The sequence below is a fragment of the Lysinibacillus sp. IITD104 genome (genome assembly GCF_036698265.2).
In the GTDB taxonomy this organism is placed as follows: domain Bacteria; phylum Bacillota; class Bacilli; order Bacillales_A; family Planococcaceae; genus Lysinibacillus; species Lysinibacillus boronitolerans.
Genome location: NZ_JBAHYH020000001.1, coordinates 1,619,742 through 1,639,334, shown reverse-complemented (window position 1 = coordinate 1,639,334; position 19,593 = coordinate 1,619,742). Strand labels below are relative to the sequence as shown.

General features: G+C 37.3%; 16 protein-coding genes. 9 read left to right on the top strand and 7 right to left on the bottom strand.

Annotated elements, in window-relative coordinates:
* Positions 1 to 10: 10 nt before the first annotated feature.
* Positions 11 to 1,312, bottom strand: coding sequence for a DEAD/DEAH box helicase (locus V1L66_RS08240; RefSeq protein ID WP_016993509.1), 1,302 nt, complete (start codon positions 1,310 to 1,312; stop codon positions 11 to 13).
* A 293-nt stretch (positions 1,313 to 1,605) separates the two neighbouring features.
* Here V1L66_RS08240 and V1L66_RS08235 point away from each other — a divergent pair, with 293 nt between their 5' ends.
* Complete coding sequence (locus V1L66_RS08235) at positions 1,606 to 2,661, top strand: 2,3-butanediol dehydrogenase (protein ID WP_333005797.1); 1,056 nt, start codon at positions 1,606 to 1,608, stop codon at positions 2,659 to 2,661.
* A 50-nt stretch (positions 2,662 to 2,711) separates the two neighbouring features.
* On the opposite strand, the gene kdpC is transcribed toward V1L66_RS08235, so the two are convergent.
* Genes kdpC through kdpA form a run of 3 tightly spaced genes read right to left on the bottom strand, consistent with a single transcriptional unit; the run spans position 2,712 to position 7,141 of the window.
* Positions 2,712 to 3,356, bottom strand: coding sequence for a potassium-transporting ATPase subunit KdpC (gene kdpC / locus V1L66_RS08230; RefSeq protein ID WP_333005796.1), 645 nt, complete (start codon positions 3,354 to 3,356; stop codon positions 2,712 to 2,714).
* Between the two features lie 11 nt (positions 3,357 to 3,367).
* The gene (gene kdpB, locus V1L66_RS08225; RefSeq protein WP_409072220.1) at positions 3,368 to 5,431 is read right to left on the bottom strand and encodes a potassium-transporting ATPase subunit KdpB; all 2,064 of its coding nucleotides are present in this window, start codon (positions 5,429 to 5,431) and stop codon (positions 3,368 to 3,370) included.
* 15 nt (positions 5,432 to 5,446) lie between these two features.
* A complete protein-coding gene (kdpA, locus tag V1L66_RS08220) occupies positions 5,447 to 7,141 on the bottom strand; it encodes a potassium-transporting ATPase subunit KdpA (RefSeq protein ID WP_333006495.1) in 1,695 nt (564 codons plus the stop codon).
* Between the two features lie 373 nt (positions 7,142 to 7,514).
* Between kdpA and V1L66_RS08215 the strand changes: the two genes are divergently transcribed.
* From V1L66_RS08215 to V1L66_RS08200, 4 genes are all read left to right on the top strand, one after another.
* Complete coding sequence (locus V1L66_RS08215) at positions 7,515 to 10,220, top strand: sensor histidine kinase KdpD (RefSeq protein ID WP_333006496.1); 2,706 nt, start codon at positions 7,515 to 7,517, stop codon at positions 10,218 to 10,220.
* Positions 10,213 to 10,920 (top strand): response regulator transcription factor, encoded by a 708-nt coding sequence (locus V1L66_RS08210; RefSeq protein WP_004227221.1) that lies wholly within the window; start codon positions 10,213 to 10,215, stop codon positions 10,918 to 10,920. Before V1L66_RS08215 ends, V1L66_RS08210 begins: the two co-directional genes overlap by 8 nt.
* A gap of 161 nt (positions 10,921 to 11,081) precedes the next feature.
* Entirely contained in the window at positions 11,082 to 11,597 is a 516-nt protein-coding gene (gene vrrA / locus V1L66_RS08205; protein WP_036076218.1) for a VrrA/YqfQ family protein, read from the top strand.
* A gap of 76 nt (positions 11,598 to 11,673) precedes the next feature.
* Positions 11,674 to 12,642, top strand: coding sequence for a 4-hydroxy-3-methylbut-2-enyl diphosphate reductase (locus V1L66_RS08200; protein WP_333006497.1), 969 nt, complete (start codon positions 11,674 to 11,676; stop codon positions 12,640 to 12,642).
* A 47-nt stretch (positions 12,643 to 12,689) separates the two neighbouring features.
* On the opposite strand, the gene V1L66_RS08195 is transcribed toward V1L66_RS08200, so the two are convergent.
* Positions 12,690 to 13,391, bottom strand: coding sequence for a response regulator (locus V1L66_RS08195; protein ID WP_016993520.1), 702 nt, complete (start codon positions 13,389 to 13,391; stop codon positions 12,690 to 12,692).
* A 17-nt stretch (positions 13,392 to 13,408) separates the two neighbouring features.
* The gene (locus V1L66_RS08190) at positions 13,409 to 14,950 is read right to left on the bottom strand and encodes a sensor histidine kinase (RefSeq protein ID WP_167444839.1); all 1,542 of its coding nucleotides are present in this window, start codon (positions 14,948 to 14,950) and stop codon (positions 13,409 to 13,411) included.
* A 150-nt stretch (positions 14,951 to 15,100) separates the two neighbouring features.
* Here V1L66_RS08190 and V1L66_RS08185 point away from each other — a divergent pair, with 150 nt between their 5' ends.
* From V1L66_RS08185 to V1L66_RS08175, 3 genes are all read left to right on the top strand, one after another.
* Positions 15,101 to 16,150, top strand: coding sequence for a TRAP transporter substrate-binding protein (locus tag V1L66_RS08185; RefSeq protein WP_016993522.1), 1,050 nt, complete (start codon positions 15,101 to 15,103; stop codon positions 16,148 to 16,150).
* A gap of 263 nt (positions 16,151 to 16,413) precedes the next feature.
* Positions 16,414 to 17,673, top strand: a complete 1,260-nt coding sequence (locus V1L66_RS08180; RefSeq protein ID WP_016993523.1) for a dicarboxylate/amino acid:cation symporter — start codon at positions 16,414 to 16,416, stop codon at positions 17,671 to 17,673.
* Between the two features lie 154 nt (positions 17,674 to 17,827).
* A complete protein-coding gene (locus V1L66_RS08175; protein ID WP_333006498.1) occupies positions 17,828 to 18,364 on the top strand; it encodes a hypothetical protein in 537 nt (178 codons plus the stop codon).
* Between the two features lie 71 nt (positions 18,365 to 18,435).
* Here the strand turns inward: V1L66_RS08175 and V1L66_RS08170 are convergent, their stop codons facing one another.
* A complete protein-coding gene (locus tag V1L66_RS08170; protein WP_016993525.1) occupies positions 18,436 to 19,062 on the bottom strand; it encodes a hypothetical protein in 627 nt (208 codons plus the stop codon).
* A gap of 298 nt (positions 19,063 to 19,360) precedes the next feature.
* Here V1L66_RS08170 and V1L66_RS08165 point away from each other — a divergent pair, with 298 nt between their 5' ends.
* The gene (locus V1L66_RS08165) at positions 19,361 to 19,540 is read left to right on the top strand and encodes a hypothetical protein (protein WP_016993526.1); all 180 of its coding nucleotides are present in this window, start codon (positions 19,361 to 19,363) and stop codon (positions 19,538 to 19,540) included.
* The last annotated feature ends 53 nt before the right edge of the window (positions 19,541 to 19,593 follow it).

Sequence of the window (19,593 nt, the reverse complement as noted above, 5' to 3'; positions counted from 1 at the left end):
TAAAGCCCCCTTATTTTTTACCTCGTGCTTTTAAGCGACGTTCACGTTTTTTAATTTTTTCCATTTCCCACTTCATATTACGTTTGTAGCCAGGTTTTACCTTTTTAGGCTTACGTACCAACGCTTTTGCTTTCACATCAATTTCATTTTCTTGCTTCACACGATTTTTACGTGCATGACGCTCTTTTAACTCTGTCCATTCGCCATCTTTTACATCTTTTTGTACAAAAGGAATGCCCATTTTTTCTACGCGAACTACTGCATCCTCGTCTGATGGCTCAAATAATGTAATGGCTGTCCCTTTATTGCCTGCACGCGCTGTTCGACCAACACGGTGAATAAAGAATTCTAAGTCCTCTGGAATCTCGTAGTTAATAACATGAGAAATGCCTTGGATATCAATACCACGAGCAGCTAAGTCAGTTGCTACAATGTATTGGTAGTCAAGCTCACGGATTTGCTTCATCATTTTTTTACGATCACGTGGACTTAAGTCACCATGAATTTGACCACAACGGATACCATGCTCATTTAAGTAGCCAGCAACATGTTCTGCTGTTTTACGTGTGTTGGTAAAGATAACAGCTAAAAAGGGATTAATGCCCTCAATGACTTCTAATAAACGTTTATTACGCGATTTTGAGCGCACTGGTACAAGCACAAAATCGATGCCTTCTGCCACTGGTCGTTTATCATTCATATGGACGTGCACTGGCGCTTCCATATATTTCTTTAAAAATGGCTGAAGTTTTTCTGGAATTGTTGCAGAAAAAACATACATTTCAAGCTTTTCTGGCATCTGTGAAGCAAAGCCATCAATCTCTTCAATGAAGCCCATATCAAAAGCTAGATCCGCTTCATCAACAACTAAGATTGGTGCTGTATGCACAAATAACGCTTGTGCTGAAACAAGGTCACGAATACGTCCTGGTGTTCCAACAACAATTTGTGGCTGTGTTTTTAATTTATCAATGGAGCGTTGTTTGTCCGTACCCCCAATAAATAGTTTTGCTTGAATCGCAGTTCCTTCTATTAATTGATTTAATGCATCAAAAATTTGTTGTGCTAACTCTCGAGTAGGAGAAGTAATAACAGCCTGTACTTCCTGTTTTTCTACATCAATACGTTGAACAATCGGAATTAAAAAACTATGTGTTTTCCCTGTTCCTGTATGTGCCTGTCCAATAGCACTTTTTCCTTTTAATAAAAGCGGAATAATTTCTTTTTGAATTGGTGTCGGTTCTGTAAAGCCTAGATTTGCAATGGCGTCCTGCAAAAATGGCTGAAAATTATAATCAGTATATTTTGACATCATTCGTTCCTCCTAACATCTTTTTCATTGTACCATGATTCGAACTTTAAGGTATATTTACGTTCTATTTCTTACTAGCATAAACATATTTTTAATGTTTTATTATAACCGTAACAAAGCCCTTATCAAAGGTACTTGAAATACGCAGAATATGCAATCAAAAAAGCGCTGCAACAATGTTCGAAAACGCTTGTAATATGTAATTTTTATGTCAATTTATAGGGAACTAATGATTAGCAGATTTCCCACATGTTATGATAGAGCTGTAAGATATTATGGGAGGTTGGTAGATTATGAAAGCAGCAAGATGGTATAAAGCAAAAGACATCCGTGTAGAAAACATTGAAGAACCAGTCATCGCACCTGGAAAAGTAAAAATTAAAGTACATTGGACAGGGATTTGTGGCAGTGATTTACATGAATACGCAGCTGGGCCAATCTTTATTCCAGTGGAGCAACCTCACTATGTAAGTAAAGACATCGCACCCATTGTGATGGGACATGAATTTTCAGGAGAAGTAGTTGAAATTGGCGATGGTGTAACATCTGTTCAAATAGGAGATCCTGTAGTAGTAGAACCAATCCTTGCATGTGGCGAATGTGCTGCTTGTAAAAAAGGTAAATATAATATTTGTAAACATTTAGGTTTCCACGGTCTTTCAGGCGGTGGCGGAGGATTCTCCGAATATACAATGGTAGATGAAAAAATGGTTCACAAAATGCCAGAAGGGCTTTCTTATGAGCAAGGAGCACTTGTAGAACCAGCGGCAGTCGCTTTACATGCCGTGCGTCAAAGTAAATTAAAAGCCGGTGACAAAGCTGCCGTCTTTGGAACAGGACCAATCGGGCTTCTTGTTATTGAAGCATTACGTGCAGCGGGCGCATCAGAAATCTATGCTGTAGAGCTTTCAGCAGAGCGTGCCGCAAAAGCTTTAGAACTTGGTGCAACAGCCGTCATTAATCCTAAAGAGGAAGATGCCGTTGCGCGTCTACATGAATTAACAAATGGTGGTGTAGATGTTGCCTTTGAAGTAACGGGCGTTCCTGTGGTATTACAACAAGCTATTGACTCAACCACTTTTGAAGGTGAAACAATCATCGTGTCGATTTGGGAGTCTACAGCTGCTATCCAACCGAACAATATCGTTCTATCAGAGCGAACAGTCAAAGGAATTATTGCCTACCGCGATATTTTCCCAGCCGTAATGGAGCTGATGACCCAAGGTTACTTCCCTGCAGACAAGCTTGTTACGAAACGAATTGCTCTTGATGAAGTGGTAACAGAAGGCTTTGAAGCTTTAATGAAGGAACGTAATCATATTAAAATTCTTGTAAATTCACAAGCATAAAATACGATCAGGTAGAGAATAAAGCATTTCTCTACCTGATTTTATAGTTATTATTCTTGTCTATTATCCATTTTTTTCATGATAGTTAAATTCGCCATTAGAACGTTCACTTTATTTTCTCCAAAGATTCCTAGTGTTCGTTTCTCCGTATTTTCTTCAATGATTTTTTCAATCTCTTCTTCTGAAAGACCGCTTGCTAGGGCAATGCGCTTCACTTGAATGTTTGCAGCCTTCACACTAATATGTGGATCCAGCCCTGAGCCAGAAGCTGTCATTAAATCTGCAGGTATATCTTGGCGTTTTACTGTTGGGTTTGCATGTAGAAACTTCTTGATATCTGCTTCAATTCGCTTCTTCAATTCTGGATTAGATGGTGCATAGTTAAAAGTTCCAGAAGTCACACCACTATAATTTAACTGACCATTTTTGTCTGGTACCGTATCATCCTCAGTATAAACATTATAATGAATGGCTGAAACACGTCCCCAGAAATATGATGGTGCTGAAAAGGATTGACCGATCAGTTCTGAACCAACAGCTTTACCATTGATTTCTAGTAAACTACCATTTGCTTGATGATGGAGTAATCCTTGAGCTAAAGCAGTCACCGCAAATGGGTAGATTAGCCCACACAGTATAAACATTGTTATTGTAATAAGAATTGCTTGCTTTAAGTTCACAAATAGTTTCCGCATGTACCTTCCTCCTATAGCCCAAAACTACGGCAAAGTGGACCAACTAGTATGTCAATTAACTTAATCCCAATAAAAGGGGCTATAATACCACCTAAACCATAGACGAATAAATTTTTATTCAAAAGTTTTGAAGCACTCATTGGTTTATACGTTACACCCTTTATTGCAATTGGAATTAACAAGGGAATAATGACTGCATTAAAAATTAAGGCAGAAATAATCGCACTTGTTGAAGAATTAAGTTTCATTATGTTTAATGCGCTCATCTCAGGTACAGCCACCATCAACATAGCAGGTATGATGGCAAAATATTTTGCTATATCGTTAGCGATACTAAATGTTGTTAAAGCGCCACGTGTCATCAGAAGCTGCTTCCCTATCTCTACAATTTCAATAATTTTAGTTGGATTTGAATCTAAATCAACCATATTAGCTGCTTCTTTTGCTGCATTTGTACCTGAATTCATTGCAAGCCCAACATTGGCCTGCGCTAACGCTGGTGCATCATTTGTACCATCACCAGTCATTGCTACTACCTTCCCTTGTGCCTGTTCATCCTTAATGACTTGAATCTTGTCCTCAGGTTTGCTTTCTGCGATAAAGCTATCTACTCCAGCTTCCTTTGCAATCGCTGCTGCTGTAAGTGGATTATCTCCTGTACACATAATGGTTTTAATCCCCATTTCACGAAGCTGTTCAAAACGTTCCTTTAGTCCAGCCTTGACAATATCCTTTAGATAAATAACGCCTAAAATTTTATCATTCAGTGCTACGACCAGAGGCGTCCCCCCTACTGTAGATACTTGTTGAACCAGCAACTCTAGATTTGAAGGAATACTGTACCCTGCCTTCAAACTCTCTCTTTTTATCGTATCATAGGCACCTTTTCGAATTTTTGTGCCATCCACCCTATCCAAGCCACTCATTCGTGTTTGTGCAGTAAAGGGAATATGTTTACTTGTCTGGATAATGCTTTTTTCACCGTCCGTATTCACCCCTAATTCGCAAGCAAGCGATAAGATAGATTTTCCCTCAGGTGTATCATCTGTTAGAGAACTAAGCCATGCAGCTTGCATTAACTCTTCCCTGGCAACTCCTTTTACTGGTAGAAACTCAGCTGCCATTCGATTGCCATATGTTATCGTGCCAGTCTTATCTAAGATTAATGTATCCACATCTCCACAGGCTTCCACCGCTCTTCCAGACATTGCAATGACGTTAAATTGTGTTACCCTATCCATACCTGCAATACCAATTGCGGATAATAATCCACCAATCGTTGTAGGAATTAAACAAACTGTAAGTGCTATTAATGTTGCGATAGAAATTGGCACATTCAAATACATAGTCATTGGATAGAGGGACACTACCACTAACAGAAAGATAATTGTTAAACTTACTAGAAGTGTATTAAGGGCTATTTCATTTGGTGTTTTTTTACGGCTAGCCCCTTCAATTAGCGTAATCATTTTATCCAGAAATGATTCGCCAGGCAATGAAGTAATTTCAATCATCAACCAATCACTCGTAACCGTCGTACCACCCGTAACGGATGAAAAATCTCCACCTCGTTCTTTTACAACAGGGGCAGATTCACCTGTTATTGCCGATTCATCCACAGTAGCAATGCCATCAATGACTTCCCCATCATTTGGAATTACCTCTCCAGCTTGAACTAATACAATATCTCCTTTTTTTAGGTCATTGGCCTGTTTAAGGATTTCCGTACCATCATGAAGCAACACACGAGCCTGTGTCACTGTCTTTGTTTTTTTTAAAGTTTGAACTTGTGCTTTACCTCTTCCTTCTGCAATTGACTCTGCAAAATTAGCAAATAGAATTGTAACAAAAAGTAGGATAGCAACTATTCCATTGTATAATCGAGCATGTTCTTCTACTACACTCCCAAACATATTTGGAAAAAGAACTAATAGCACCACAAACAAAAATCCTACTTCTACAACAAACATAACAGGATTTTTTAGCATATAAGTGGGACTAAACTTTTTTAAAGCGTCTATCATTGCATTTTTCAGCATCTTACTTGTCAAAAAACTCTTTCTTACTGTTTCCATATGCTCACTCCTCCATTAAGAATAAAGTTGTAAATGCTCTGTAATTGGACCAAGTGCTAAAGCTGGTAAAAATGTTAATGCACCAATCATTAAAACGATAGCCACTAGTAAAAAAGTAAAAGTAGTATTATCCGTTTTTAATGTTCCTATTGAATCACTGTGCCAAAATTTTTTGGCAAGTAGTGACGCAATCGCAAGTTGAATGATAATGGTTAAATATCGTCCAAAGAACATTGCAAGTCCTGTTGTCACGTTCCAAAATGTGGAATTATCTGCTAACCCTTCGAACCCTGAGCCGTTGTTGGCAGAGGCTGAAGCAAATTCATATAAAACCTGTGATAATCCGTGAGCACCTGGATTCGTTATGCCTGCTATTCCTGTTGGTGTTACAACTGCTAGTGCTGAAAATAGCAAAATAATAGACGGATGAATCAAAATGCATAGAGCAATTAATTTCATTTCTTTCTCTTCAATCTTTTTACCTAAAAACTGAGGAGATCGCCCAATCATTAAACAGGCAATAAAAATTGTTAGTAGAACATACATCATCATGTTCATCAGGCCGACCCCTTTACCACCAAACACAACATTTAGCATCATATTAAACATCGGTACTAGACCCCCAAGAGGCGTCAATGTATCGTGCATATTGTTAACAGATCCTGTTGTAAACGCAGTAGTGACAGTGGTAAATAATGCTGATTGTACTACTCCAAAACGCATTTCTTTTCCTTCCATGCTCCCTAGCTCCTGTGTTATACCGAGTTCACTTATAATTGGATTACCAGCCTTCTCTGCTATGTACACAGTCACTAATCCGAGTAGAAACAATATACTCATTGCTGCAAAAATAGCTAAACCTTGTTTTCCAAAAATAGTTTTCTTTTTTCTATAAGCAATCATCAAACTAAAGGCAACTACACAAGCGCCCGGCAATAGCATCATCGATAACATCTCCACTATATTTGAGAGAACGGTTGGATTTTCAAAAGGTGTTGTTGAATTGGCTCCGTTAAAGCCCCCACCATTCGTACCTATATGCTTAATCGATTCTAGAGAAGCAACAGGTCCAAGTGCAATATCTTGTAATTTTCCTTCGATCGTTTGTACTGTTTTATTTGCACTTAAGGTTTGTGGTGTCCCTTGAGATACTAAAATAATGGCAACAATGATGGAGATAGGCATTAAAATACGCGTAATAACACGAACAAAATCAATAAAGAAATTCCCAATAGTATCTGTTTTCGCAACAAGGCGACGACAAAACGCCATACAAGCTGCATAACCAGTAGCTGCAGATGTAAACATCATGAAGATAATGACTAGCATCTGTGATAAATAACTGAGTCCAGATTCACCGCTATAATGTTGAAGATTTGTATTGGTTATAAAAGAAATAATCGTGTTAAATGAAAGTGTAGCTTCCATATTGCTAATATTATTTGGATTTAAAAACAGGAATGATTGAATGCGCAACAAAAAATATCCAATAAAAACCATAATTGCATTTGTAAGTATTAATGAAAGTACATATTCTTTACCATTCATATCTACTTGTTTAATGCCACACAATTTATAAATTACTGCATCAACTTTGTCTAAAATAGGATCAAGCCATGTTTTTTGATGTAATGTTACCCGATATAGATAATGCCCAGTTAAGATAACGAGCGGTAAATAAATAATTAATACTATGGCTATTTGCCACATAGTGCATTACCTCCTAACAGCCTTTAATAATTTTCAGGACAAAGTAATGCATGCCCTAGATAACCAAACAAGAATACAAGTACAATCCCGATAAAAATCCACATTCCTATCTCCTCCTTATTGCTCATCCACTAGTTTGAAGCACCATGTAGTTAATGACAAAAGACTTCCGAAGCTTATCAGTAACAATACAACCATATAAAAGTCCATCAATAAAATACCCCTCCTTCATTTAGGTTGTTCTCATCATACTGACTTTCAAATTAATGTAGTGTTAGGAAATCTACTTTTCTATTAAGAAAGCATAAAGAGGCAAAATCTTTATACTTTCTTAATGGGAGTTAACGCTATAATACAAATGAGGTGAACGAGGATGGAAAATACACGTCCAACTCCTGAGATGTTTTTAGCAAGACTTCAACAGGAGCAACAAATTTTAGGGAATTTAAAAATCTTTCTCGGTTATGCTGCTGGAGTAGGTAAAACTTACGCAATGTTAGATGCAGCACATCAAGCTCAAAAATTAGGTAAAGATGTGGTGGTTGGCTATGTAGAACAACATCCTCGTCCAGATACGTTAGCTTTACTAGAAGGGCTTGAGCAAATTCCGACGAAAAAAATAACCTATAGAGGAAAAGCTTTTTATGAATTAGATATTGATGCCGTATTGCAGCGCAAGCCAGAAATTGTTCTTATCGATGAATTGGCACATTCCAATGTTCCAACAATGCGGCACAAGAAGCGTTTTGGAGATGTTGAAGAACTACTGTCAAAGGGAATTCATGTTTATACAACTGTAAATATTCAACATATTGAAAGCCTTCATGACTTAGTAGAAGAAATTACTGACATTAAAGTACGAGAGCGTATCCCTGATTACTTAATTGATCAAGCATCTCAAATAAAAGTTGTAGATATTGAACCAGATGAACTAATACAACGCCTACAAGAAGGTAAAGTTTATGCAAAACAACAAGCGGAAAAAGCACTGCATTCTTTTTTCCGTAAACAAAATTTAGTATCATTACGAGAAATCGCATTACGTAGAGCAGCGGATACAATCAACTATAAACAAATAAACAACCATGAATCTGTCAAACACCCTGTACAAATTGAAGAACACCTACTAGTTGGTATCAGTAGCTCTCCTACAAATGCAAAAGTTATTAGAACCACTGCAAGACTTGCACAAGCATTACACGGTAAATTTACTGCTCTTTATGTACAAAACCTGCAGGAGCAAGAAGGAAGTAGTGCAAATTCAGAACGATTACAACAACACATTAAACTTGTGGAACAGCTTGGCGGCCATGTCGTCATCGTTCAAGAAGACGACGTAGCAGCAGCCCTTGCTAATTATGCTCAAATTAGTGGGGTCACGAAACTTGTTATCGGACGAACAAGTATGAGGAAAAAATGGTGGCGACCAAGCACAAAAATAAGTGACCGCCTGAATGAATTTGTTCCGAACTTAGCCTTACACATAGTACCAGATCAAGAAAATGAACCATTTTATTTTCCTAGTATAAGTAATAAATTATCATTTGAATGGCTTGATTTGTTCAAAATGTTTATCGTATTTTGCTTCATATCAATTGTCGGCTTGTATCTATATTCAATTGGTATAAGCGAGTCAAACATCATTACAATTTACATTTTAGGGGTCCTCATCCTTGCTATTTGGTCAACTGGATCGATGATGAGTATTATTAACTCCATTATTGCTGTCTTACTTTTTAATTACTTTTTTACAGAGCCTCGATTTTCATTTGATGCTTATCATCGTGACTATCCAATGACATTTTTTATCATGTTTATCTCTGGCGTAATTACGAGTAGCTTAACAAAGAAGATAAAGGAGCAAACCATTATAGCCATTCGTAAATCTTATCGAATGGAGGTGCTCCTTGAAACAAATCGTAGGCTTCAACATGCTAAGTCTATTGAAGAAATAATAGTTGAAGGCATGTCTCAAATTGTTAAATTAGTAGAAAAGCCTGTACAATTTTTCGAAATAAATAACCAGGTAATTGAGAAATCATCTTTCTTTCGTACTGAAACAATGTCTAGTAGTGAAAATCAAAAAATAGCTGTACTTTTCGATAATCCAAATGAATGTGGTGTTGTTAGTTGGGTTACAAATAATAGGCATGTAGCAGGTGTATCTACAGACATCTTTCCTGAAGTGAACGCTTATTATATACCTGTTATTTCTAATGGAGATGTGAAGGGTGTTATAGGTATTGCCCTATCTAAAGTCTCCCCATTGCCTGCATTTGAGCGCAATATTTTGCACGCCATTATTAATGATTTTTCATTCGCTTTGGATAAATGGTATTTACAGAAACTTAATGAGGAAGTAGCGCGAGAAGCTGAAATGGAACAGATGCGAGCTAACCTTTTACGTGCAATCTCTCATGACCTTAGGACACCACTCACTGCTATCTCTGGAAATGCAGATATCTTACTCAACAATGCACCACTAATACCAGAGATCGAAAAAAATAAATTGTATGAAGATATTTATAAAAATTCAAAATGGCTTGTACAAATGGTTGAAAATTTACTAGCTGTATCTAAGTTAGAGGATGGGCAATTTGCGTTAGAAATGCAAATTGAACTAGTAGAAGATATTATTCAAGAGGCACTGTCCCATGTTATTCGTCAAAACAATACACATAAAATATCTTATGAAATTAAACCTGAGTTTTTATTTGCTTTAATGGATGCTCGACTCATCATACAAGTTTTCATTAATATCATCGATAATGCATTGACTTACACCCCACCAGGTAGTGCCATTACGATCATAGTGAAAGAATCAGATGGATTCGTAAGTTTTAGTATTTCTGACAATGGGCCTGGAATCGATGACGCTTTAAAAAGTAGCTTGTTTGAGCCATTTACAACTGGAAAAGTACAACGCAGTGATAGTAGACGGGGTCTTGGTTTAGGCTTAGCACTCTGTCAAACAATTTTAAAATTACATGGTAGCAGCATAAACGTTTCAGATAATAAACCACAAGGAACGATTTTTAACTTTTCGCTGAAAAAAGGAGTAATGAAATTTGATGAGTAAAAGAATTCTAGTAGTTGAGGACGATGTAGCAATTGCCAATTTAATTAAAATGACATTAGCGACAAACCATTATGAATTCGACATTGCACGTGATGGTAATAGTGCCCTTCAAAAGGCTCTTACCATAAAACCTGACGTTTTTATTTTAGATTTAGGTCTACCAGACATAGATGGCGTAGAACTAATCACAAAAATTAGAAGTTGGAATCAAACACCAATTATCGTCGTAAGTGCTCGTGGAGAAGAACATGATAAAATTAATGCTTTGGATGCAGGTGCAGATGATTATGTAACAAAGCCATTTAGTGTGGAAGAATTATTAGCAAGAATTCGGGTTGCCTTAAGAAGAATGGCCTATGAACAACCACTTGAAAAAGAGAATCCCATTTTCACAAATGGTTATCTTCAAATTAATTATGTTGATCATACAGTATTTGTAAATGGAAAAGAAATACATGTGACGCCGATTGAATATAAGCTTTTAATTGTTTTATCCAAAAATGTTGGGAAAGTTCTAACACATAATTATATTTTAAAGGAAATCTGGCAAAACGCTCTTCAATCAGATGTTCCAAGTTTACGAGTATTTATGGCTACACTTCGAAAAAAAATAGAAGTTAATCCAGCACAGCCCAAACTTATTCAGACACATGTACGGGTAGGCTATCGAATGCTTCGCTATCATGAAGAGGATGAATGAATATGTAACCTAAGGTCTAGCTGTATTTGGACTTCTACTTTACAAATTCCATATTACATTTTGCTTTTATGTAGCTTTATTGAACCCTCCTATTAGCCTTTGCATATCATAGCTATAGTCAGGTATGTCATCAATGAAAAACAAGTAGAAAGGAGATCATTATGGTATTTCGACCACCTTATCCATACCCAATGTATCCGGGTGGCATGAGAATGCCCATGCCCATGCAAACACCTCCACAGATGTCGCCACAGTCCTTTTTCCCGCCTGGAGGCTTCCCTGTTCAACCACGAATTCCAGGCGGCTTTCCAATGGCTAATGGAATAGGTTCATTTGGAGGGCAAATGCCGATGCCACCTGTGCAAGAAGCTTCGAAAGTCGGTTCATTTTTACAGCAAGCCAACAGTTTATTTAATACAGCCAAAACCTATACCCCTTATATCCAACAAGCTATGCCGATGGTGAAAAATATTCCATCACTCTTAAAATTATATAAAGGATTCCAAGGACTTCCTTCCGCTGGCGGTGGAGCAACTGAAGCAGCAGGAAGCGATAGTAAGGCTGCTGGAGGCAATAGTAAGACTGCTGGAAGAAGACGGTCATCTAGGCAAAGTGCATCATTTACGCCTCCCGAGCCACTTCCATCTAAACCACGTATTTTCCAACCACCAATGTAAATGAACGTTTCTTTGTATTCACAGTCACTGTCCGTTATAATGTAGATAGGTAAGCTTGAAAGGAGTCACAACCACCATGCAAGTATTAAAAATTAATCCACGTGGCTATTGCTACGGTGTTGTGGATGCGATGGTGATCGCTCGTAACGCCGCACTTGATAAAACATTACCAAGACCTATCTACATCTTAGGGATGATTGTGCATAATAAACACGTCACAGATGCGTTTGAAGAGGATGGTATCATCACGTTAGATGGTGATAACCGCCTAGAAATTATTAAACAAGTTGAAACAGGTACTGTCATTTTTACAGCACATGGTGTTTCACCGGAAATTCGTGAGATTGCGAAGCGAAAAGGCTTAGTGTCCATTGATGCTACATGTCCTGATGTAACAGTTACCCACGATTTAATTCGTGAAAAATCTGCAGAAGGCTATGACATTATTTATATTGGTAAAAAAGGACATCCCGAACCAGAGGGTGCTATTGGCGTTGCTCCGGATCATGTCCACTTAGTACAGTCTTCTAATGATATTGATGCTTTACAATTAACGAATGATAAATTACTTGTCACAAATCAAACGACAATGAGCCAATGGGATGTCGCCCATTTAATGGATAGTTTAAAAGAAAAATTCCCACATATTGAGGTACACAAAGAGATCTGTTTAGCTACACAAGTACGTCAAGAGGCTGTTGCACAGCAAGCAGGTGAAGCGGATTTACTTATTGTTGTAGGTGATCCTAAATCCAATAACTCGAACCGCTTAACACAAGTTTCTGTAGAAATTGCAGGAACACCATCCTATCGAATTGCAGATGTTTCAGAGCTAAAAGTAGAATGGTTAAAAGGTATCAACATCGTTGCTGTAACAGCAGGTGCTTCTACGCCAACACCAATTGTAAAAGAGGTTATTAACTTCCTTGATCAATTTGATGAAAATGATCCATCTACACACGAGATTAAGCGTACAGTAACACTAGATAAAATTCTGCCAAAGATTAAGACACCAACACCTGTTGATAAAATCATGCCTTATTAGTTAATCGCAAAAAATCCTGATTGTTATTATGACAATCAGGATTTTCTTTATTTACTAAAGTAATAGTTTATAGGACGACCAATGCCACCATAATGGACATCCATTGTGATTTCCTCTTGTTTTTCAAGGTAATCTAAATATCTTCTAGCTGTTACGCGGGCAATGCCAATTCCACTGGCTACTTCTTCCGCTGAGGCACCATCCACCGATTGTAAAAAGTGCACAACCTTTTCAAGTGTTGTACGATTAAAACCTTTTGGGAGATTTTTTTCGGATTTCAATGTAACAGATTGATCCAACATAGTTTGTCCATCACGATAATGAAATAACTGATCTAATTCTCCCTGTGTGAGCTCTCGTTCTGTTTGAGTTTGCTTGTTAAAGCGTAAATAATTGTCAAGTGTCCCTTTAACACGTTCAAAAGAAAAAGGCTTCATAATATAATCAAAAACACCTAGATGCAGTATCTGTTTCACTGTCTCCATATCATTTGCGGCTGTCACGGTAATAACATCTACTGGTAGATCGAGCTCACGTATTTTGCGTAAGCTTGTAATACCATCTTGCTCTGGCATAAAAATATCCATAAAAACTAAATCAGGCTTCAGTTGGCAAATTTGCGTAATGCCTTCTAACCCATTAGGTGCCTGTCCAACCACTTGAAAATGCTCTACCTTTTCAATAAATTGGCGATTTACCTCTCGTACCATTGGATCATCCTCAATTAATAATACTCTAATCTGTGCCACTGCTAGCCCTCCATCCATTATGAATAATAAAAGGTGATTAAAAAACTTGTTCCTTTGTTAGGCTCACTGATGACTTCGATGTCACCCTGCCCTTTTTCGACAATTTCCTTTATTAAAAATAACCCTATTCCACGGTAGTTTTTCTCTTTTGTAGAATAACCATTATCAAAAATGTGCTGCTTGACCTCTTCCGTCATGCCAACACCATTATCGGTTACTAATATGGCTAATACGTCATCATCTTCATCCACAGAAACATGAATCACCTTCTCCTCGACCTGTACATCCTTTAATGCATCAAACGCATTTTCTATCAAATTACCAAAGAGAATGACGAAATCATGATGATCCAAATTAGCTGGAAATGATGTAAATCGGCTTTCACGGTCAATTTCCAATCGAATTCCTTGTTCCTTCGCATAGGAAATTTTACTGAGCAATAGCCCAGAAATATTTTCATTTTTTATTCGTTCGTTTAAAAAGTTAGTGATTTCATCATGCTCTTCCTTCACTTGTGTTAAGTAAGAAAGTGCCTGTTCATGATGACCTAGCTGTAAAAGACCCGCTATCGTATGCAGTTTATTTTTATGTTCATGTGTTTGTACACGAAGGGCTTGGACAAATGCTCTAACGCCTGTTAATTCTTCGGCAAGCTTTTTCACTTCCGTACGGTCTTTAAACATGGCCACTGCCCCAACAGTTTCGCCATTAACCTGTATCGGAATTCGATTACTCATAATACTATGATTATTAATATACAGCTCACGATTAAATAACGGCTGATCCAGCTCTAAAATTTCAGGAAGTCGTGTATCTGGCAAGACATGAAAGATTTTCTGTCCAATCAATGTAGAGGGTTTTTCATAAACGCCTAAGATATCACAGGCTTTTTCATTAAAAATCGTAATGGTCAAATCATTATCGATAGCAATGATGCCTTCGTGCATGGCATTAAACGTTTCTGTACGTTCTACATACATTTTGGCAATTTCATGCGGCTCTAACCCAAACATTTGCTTTTTCATATGAAGCCCCAATGTTCGTGCTCCCCATACACTAAATAGTAACGATAATAGTACAGTAACCATTAGTTCGGTTTGCATTGTTTGCAGTAACTCCACTACCGTAAGAACACTGTACCCTACTACTGTAACACCTATTTGTTGTCCTTCATGGTTCATAATCGGGACAAACGCACGAACCATATTACCGTGTTCTCCACGTGCAATCGACGTATAGTAATGCTCTGAAAAAGCGGCGTTTAAATCTCCAGATTGAGATATTCGACCAAGTTCCTGGCTATTTGGATGGGAATATTTTCGTCGTTGCATATCAAGAACAACAATATATTTTGCCCCATTGATATCACGGATTTCCTCTACAACAGGATTAATATGCTGTACGGCATCATAGTAATTTTCACTAGCAATATATGTTTTTATTTCAGGAAGCTGAGAGACGGTTTTTGCTACAAGGAGTGCCTGATCACTTAGTTTGGTCTTTTGCTCATTCATGACAAAACCTAACAAAAAAGTACCGCCAATGCTAAAGGAAAGCATGAGAATAAAAAAAGTCAGAGACATAATTTTTCTTTGCATGGATAACTTCTGAAATTTCAACTGACCGCCTCCCTCCTACTATATTTTAGCTTACTCCATATGTTAGAATAACAAAAACATCAGAAAATACGAATTAATTGGGTGTATACAATGAAAAAATTTATTATTGGTACGATTATAACTGTGCTTGTGTTAATCCTCACTATCAGTGTTCAACAAGGATTACTATTCGCCAAGCCACTTCCCTATGATGATGAGCAAAAGGGTTTAGACACACAGATAACAATTCATTTAAGTCATGTCGTCGCTGAAAATACCCCTAAAGGCCAAGCTGCCAACAAATTTGCTGAGCTAGTAGAAGAAAAAACAAACGGGAAGGTCAAAGTACATGTTTACTCCAACTCCTCTTTATTTAATGATGAAAATGAATTTCAGGCATTGCAAAAGGGAGAAGTGGAAATGATCATCCCTACTTTTTCTAAAATGACGGCTTATGTTCCTAATTGGCAGGTGCTTGATTTACCCTTTCTATTTAATACAAATGAGGAAGTAAAGGAAGTCCTAACGGGTTCTATTGGTGAACAATTGGTTAATGAGCTAGAGCCGTTCCATATTAAAGGGCTTGGCTTTTGGTACAATGGGTTTAAGCATCTAACCTCTGTTGAGCAGCCTATTCATACTTTTGAAGATTTACAGGGCTTACGAGTGCGTACGATGCCAAGTAAAACATTAGAAAAGCAATTTGAAGTGGTCAAAGCAACACCTATACCTATTTCTTTTAGTGAGGTCTTTTCGGATTTAGAGAAGCATGCAATAGACGCACAAGAAAATACCGCTTCTAATATCTATTCAAAGGGTTTTTACAAAGTACAAAAGCATATGACTATCACTCAGCATGGGATTTTAGGCTATGCTGTGTTAATGAATGAAACCTTTTGGAATTCTCTACCTATCAAAATTCAGCATCAGTTGTTGGATGCTATGAAAGAAACAACCGATTGGCAATTTGAGCAGGCTGAACTTATGAATGAACAAGATATGGACAAGCTGAAACAGCTAGATGATTTTGATGTGTATACAATGAGTCCCCAAGAAAGACAACGCTTTAAGGAACAACTTGCACCTGTTTATGATTTTTATAGAGCCCATATTCAAAACGATCAAATCTTAGCAGAGATTGAAAAAATCGTTGATCCCTAATACTTTTGTTCATTAATGAAAAATCCTTACAAAACGTAAGGATTTTTTCTTTTGTATTATAATAGTTTCCCCAATTTTAAATCTACTATAAAACAGCTTAAAACCCTTGATATCACTAGCACTAACTCCTCTTTCTCTCAGAATGAACAAAATGAACAATACAACCATTACGGTCATAAACACTATTGTCGGAAAATTTCAGCTATGATAACCACATGAAAGCGTTCACACAATATTCATCGTTGTTGTAGGGGGAGAACTATATGCGGATAAATTTTAAAAACTTGACAGTACAAGTTTTGATCGCCATTGTACTAGGGATTATCGTGGGAGCAACCTTCCCAGAATTCGGGGCAAAGCTCAAAATCTTGGCGGATATATTTATTAAACTTATTAAAATGTTAATAGCACCAATTATCTTCTTAACAGTCGTCATCGGCATTGGTAGTATGGGGGATGTCAAAAAGGTTGGGAAAATTGGTGGAAAAGCTTTAATTTATTTTGAAATTGTTTCAACTTTTGCCCTTGCAATTGGCTTAATCGTTGTCAATATTGTTCAACCCGGTAAAGGTTTTAATACAGATGCTGCAAGCGGTGCCGATGTTTCTCAATATACAGAAGCGGCAGCTGCAGAACATGGTTTAGGTGCATTTATTATGCAAATTATTCCTGAAAATGTAGTAGGTGCTTTAGCAAATGGTGAATTATTACCAGTCTTATTCTCAGCTGTTTTATTTGGATTAGCCGCTGCGGCAATTGGAGAACCAGCTAAACCTGTTATTAAATTTTTCGAGCAAGTGGCCGATATTTTCTTTAAAATCGTTAACATGGTAATGAAAATTTCGCCTATTGGTGCGTTTGGCGCCATGAGCTATACAATCGGAAACTTTGGACTTAAATCGCTAGGAAACTTAGGATTTTTAATGCTATCTGTTTACATTACAATGTTTATTTTTATTGTTGTAATTATTGGATTGATTACCCATTACTTCGGCTTTAGTATTTTTAAATTTATCAAGTACATTAAAGATGAAATCTTTATCGTTATCGGAACATCCTCATCTGAATCTGCATTACCTTCCATGATGCGTAAGCTCGAAAACTATGGCTGTTCGAAGCAAGTGGTAGGGTTAGTTATTCCCACAGGCTACTCATTTAACTTAGATGGAACATCCATTTACTTATCAATGGCTGCCATCTTTATTGCACAAGCCTATGGTGTGGATTTAGATGTTTGGCATCAAATTACGTTATTAGCCATCTTAATGCTTACTTCTAAAGGGGCAGCTGGTGTAACGGGCTCTGGCTTTATTACACTAGCAGCGACATTAGCAGCATTCCCGATGATTCCTGTTGAGGGGATTGCCCTTTTAATCGGCGTAGATCGTTTCATGTCAGAAGCACGTGCAGTTACAAATCTAATTGGTAATGGTGTAGCTACAGTGGTCGTGTCAAAAATGGAAAAAGAATTTGATACAGAGCAGGAAAAGCGTGCTCTATCCGGTCATACCCAAATGTCATAAAATGAACAGGCTGCTGAAAGCGGAAATAATTTGCTACTTCAGCAGCCTGTTCTTTTATTTATAAAGAGGTAAGTAGATAAAAAACACCGTAGAGCTAGTTTCTTGAAACCTCATCGACTACCTACTCGTATAAATAATGACTGGAGGTTTCTTTATGACAACTTTTACACTTACCTATCCGAAGGGCTTTAAAAGCTTCACTGATATTCCAATCGTGAATGAACAGAACGAAACAGTATGTGTACTTCAAAAAATGGAGCGTACCTCTGCTGGTAAAGTACTGAATGCTGTCTTGCTGGTAGCTGCACAGCAAACATTACCGTACCGTTATGAGACACGAACTACTTTAGGTGCACCACTTTTTCAAGTACAATCTACCCTGTTAACAAAAGGAGTCAGCCATCAAATTGTCATGCCTGATGGTAGCTTGATACCGATACAACGGAAAACAGTGCAATTATTAGAATCCTCTTATTCTTTCAAAATGGACGATATAGAATTTCGTTTTGAAAAGGATTTTACCTCTACTGCTTATTTATATTGCAATGATGAAAAGATTGCTAGTGCAAGCTCTATTGAAACTGAACTAGTACAGACAGGCATACAGTTTAAGCTTTTCCAAGCGGATGATATGCACTTTGTTGCACTCCTAGCAACCCTTTATCAAGCACTCTTTGCCATAACTACATAGCTGGATTTAAACATGATAAAGACATCGAGTGTCAAATTCTCGATGTCTTTATCATGTGTCATCATACACGGCTAATTTAATTTTTCTCGTTGTGCATTTAATATGTTAATAACATAGGAATCATTTTGTGATACTTTTGCTTGTACAATCTTTTTGATGGCTTCTTCCATCCTTAAAGCTAACGCAAGTGCCTCATTCGTAGCGCCCTTTATCGTTGTTTGTATGGTAATGGTTGTTTGATTTTCAATGACTAAATATTCATATACATCAAAAGCTTCTAAGCCTGCGATTAACTCTTCCATCAAAAGGTTCATATCATCTCCCATTACCTTGTTGTTATCAAGTAAGGAGGTAAACTCCCACCTTTCAAAAACTATCGGATAGTCCTTTAATGGAGACGTTCTTATAGCATTTTTTGCTATGGATTCCATATCTTTTTTAATTGACTGGAAATAGTCTTCTCCGCCTACAACTTGAATTACTAATTCCTTTTCTTCCGTCGTTTTAACGTCAATGCCGACATACTTTTCAAGGAGCTTATCCTTCAATCGAGCTAGACTTAACTCTTCATTTGTTATAAGCGATTGAGCCTCTTTATTTGCTTCTGACCTTTTCTCTCCTGCAAATATATCAAATAGGATCAACATAGATATAATGACTACTAACAGTCCGATGACAAGTCCAAACCGTTTACCCATTGAATCCCTCCTGATAGGAAGGTATGTCCCCTTTTACTACAATATTCGCTTTTCTAGCTTGAAACAGCACATACTTTTCATACTAAAAAACGAAGTGTCACATACAGGATCTCCCCTCCTTCATAAAGGAAATCTGCAAGTGTTCAAACACTGGACTATCAGATCCTGTATCGCTTATTTTTCCCCATATATTCCGTGATGCGAAATAAATTTGCTTTGTTTTGACCTTTCTGTGTCATACGTCTCAAAAAGGAGTACACTTAAGAGGTAGTAATTCTATCATTTTGGAGGGTTTTGTATGGACTCAAAAGCAGCGGATATTAAAAATATACTGACATTAAATTTGCTTGTACAAATCTTAGAGGAACGTGGCATTATGACAGATAAAGAACTAAAAGAGCGCCTCACCAATACAGTAAAATTATCATCGATGGAAAATGATTTAAAGGAAAAGGTCCTTGAAGAAATCAAACATTAATGGATTTTACCTCATCAAAAAACGACCGCTTTCTGAAAGCGGCCGTCTGAATC

What these genes read in the sequence shown, in the direction of transcription:
- V1L66_RS08240 (WP_016993509.1), bottom strand. Translation starts at nt 1,312, where the DNA reads ATGTCAAAATATACTGATTATAATTTTCAGCCATTTTTGCAGGACGCC.
- V1L66_RS08235 (WP_333005797.1), top strand. Translation starts at nt 1,606, where the DNA reads ATGAAAGCAGCAAGATGGTATAAAGCAAAAGACATCCGTGTAGAAAAC.
- kdpC (WP_333005796.1), bottom strand. Translation starts at nt 3,356, where the DNA reads ATGCGGAAACTATTTGTGAACTTAAAGCAAGCAATTCTTATTACAATA.
- kdpB (WP_409072220.1), bottom strand. Translation starts at nt 5,431, where the DNA reads ATGGAAACAGTAAGAAAGAGTTTTTTGACAAGTAAGATGCTGAAAAAT.
- kdpA (WP_333006495.1), bottom strand. Translation starts at nt 7,141, where the DNA reads ATGTGGCAAATAGCCATAGTATTAATTATTTATTTACCGCTCGTTATC.
- V1L66_RS08215 (WP_333006496.1), top strand. Translation starts at nt 7,515, where the DNA reads ATGGAAAATACACGTCCAACTCCTGAGATGTTTTTAGCAAGACTTCAA.
- V1L66_RS08210 (WP_004227221.1), top strand. Translation starts at nt 10,213, where the DNA reads ATGAGTAAAAGAATTCTAGTAGTTGAGGACGATGTAGCAATTGCCAAT.
- vrrA (WP_036076218.1), top strand. Translation starts at nt 11,082, where the DNA reads ATGGTATTTCGACCACCTTATCCATACCCAATGTATCCGGGTGGCATG.
- V1L66_RS08200 (WP_333006497.1), top strand. Translation starts at nt 11,674, where the DNA reads ATGCAAGTATTAAAAATTAATCCACGTGGCTATTGCTACGGTGTTGTG.
- V1L66_RS08190 (WP_167444839.1), bottom strand. Translation starts at nt 14,950, where the DNA reads ATGCTTTCCTTTAGCATTGGCGGTACTTTTTTGTTAGGTTTTGTCATG.
- V1L66_RS08185 (WP_016993522.1), top strand. Translation starts at nt 15,101, where the DNA reads ATGAAAAAATTTATTATTGGTACGATTATAACTGTGCTTGTGTTAATC.
- V1L66_RS08180 (WP_016993523.1), top strand. Translation starts at nt 16,414, where the DNA reads ATGCGGATAAATTTTAAAAACTTGACAGTACAAGTTTTGATCGCCATT.
- V1L66_RS08175 (WP_333006498.1), top strand. Translation starts at nt 17,828, where the DNA reads ATGACAACTTTTACACTTACCTATCCGAAGGGCTTTAAAAGCTTCACT.
- V1L66_RS08170 (WP_016993525.1), bottom strand. Translation starts at nt 19,062, where the DNA reads ATGGGTAAACGGTTTGGACTTGTCATCGGACTGTTAGTAGTCATTATA.
- V1L66_RS08165 (WP_016993526.1), top strand. Translation starts at nt 19,361, where the DNA reads ATGGACTCAAAAGCAGCGGATATTAAAAATATACTGACATTAAATTTG.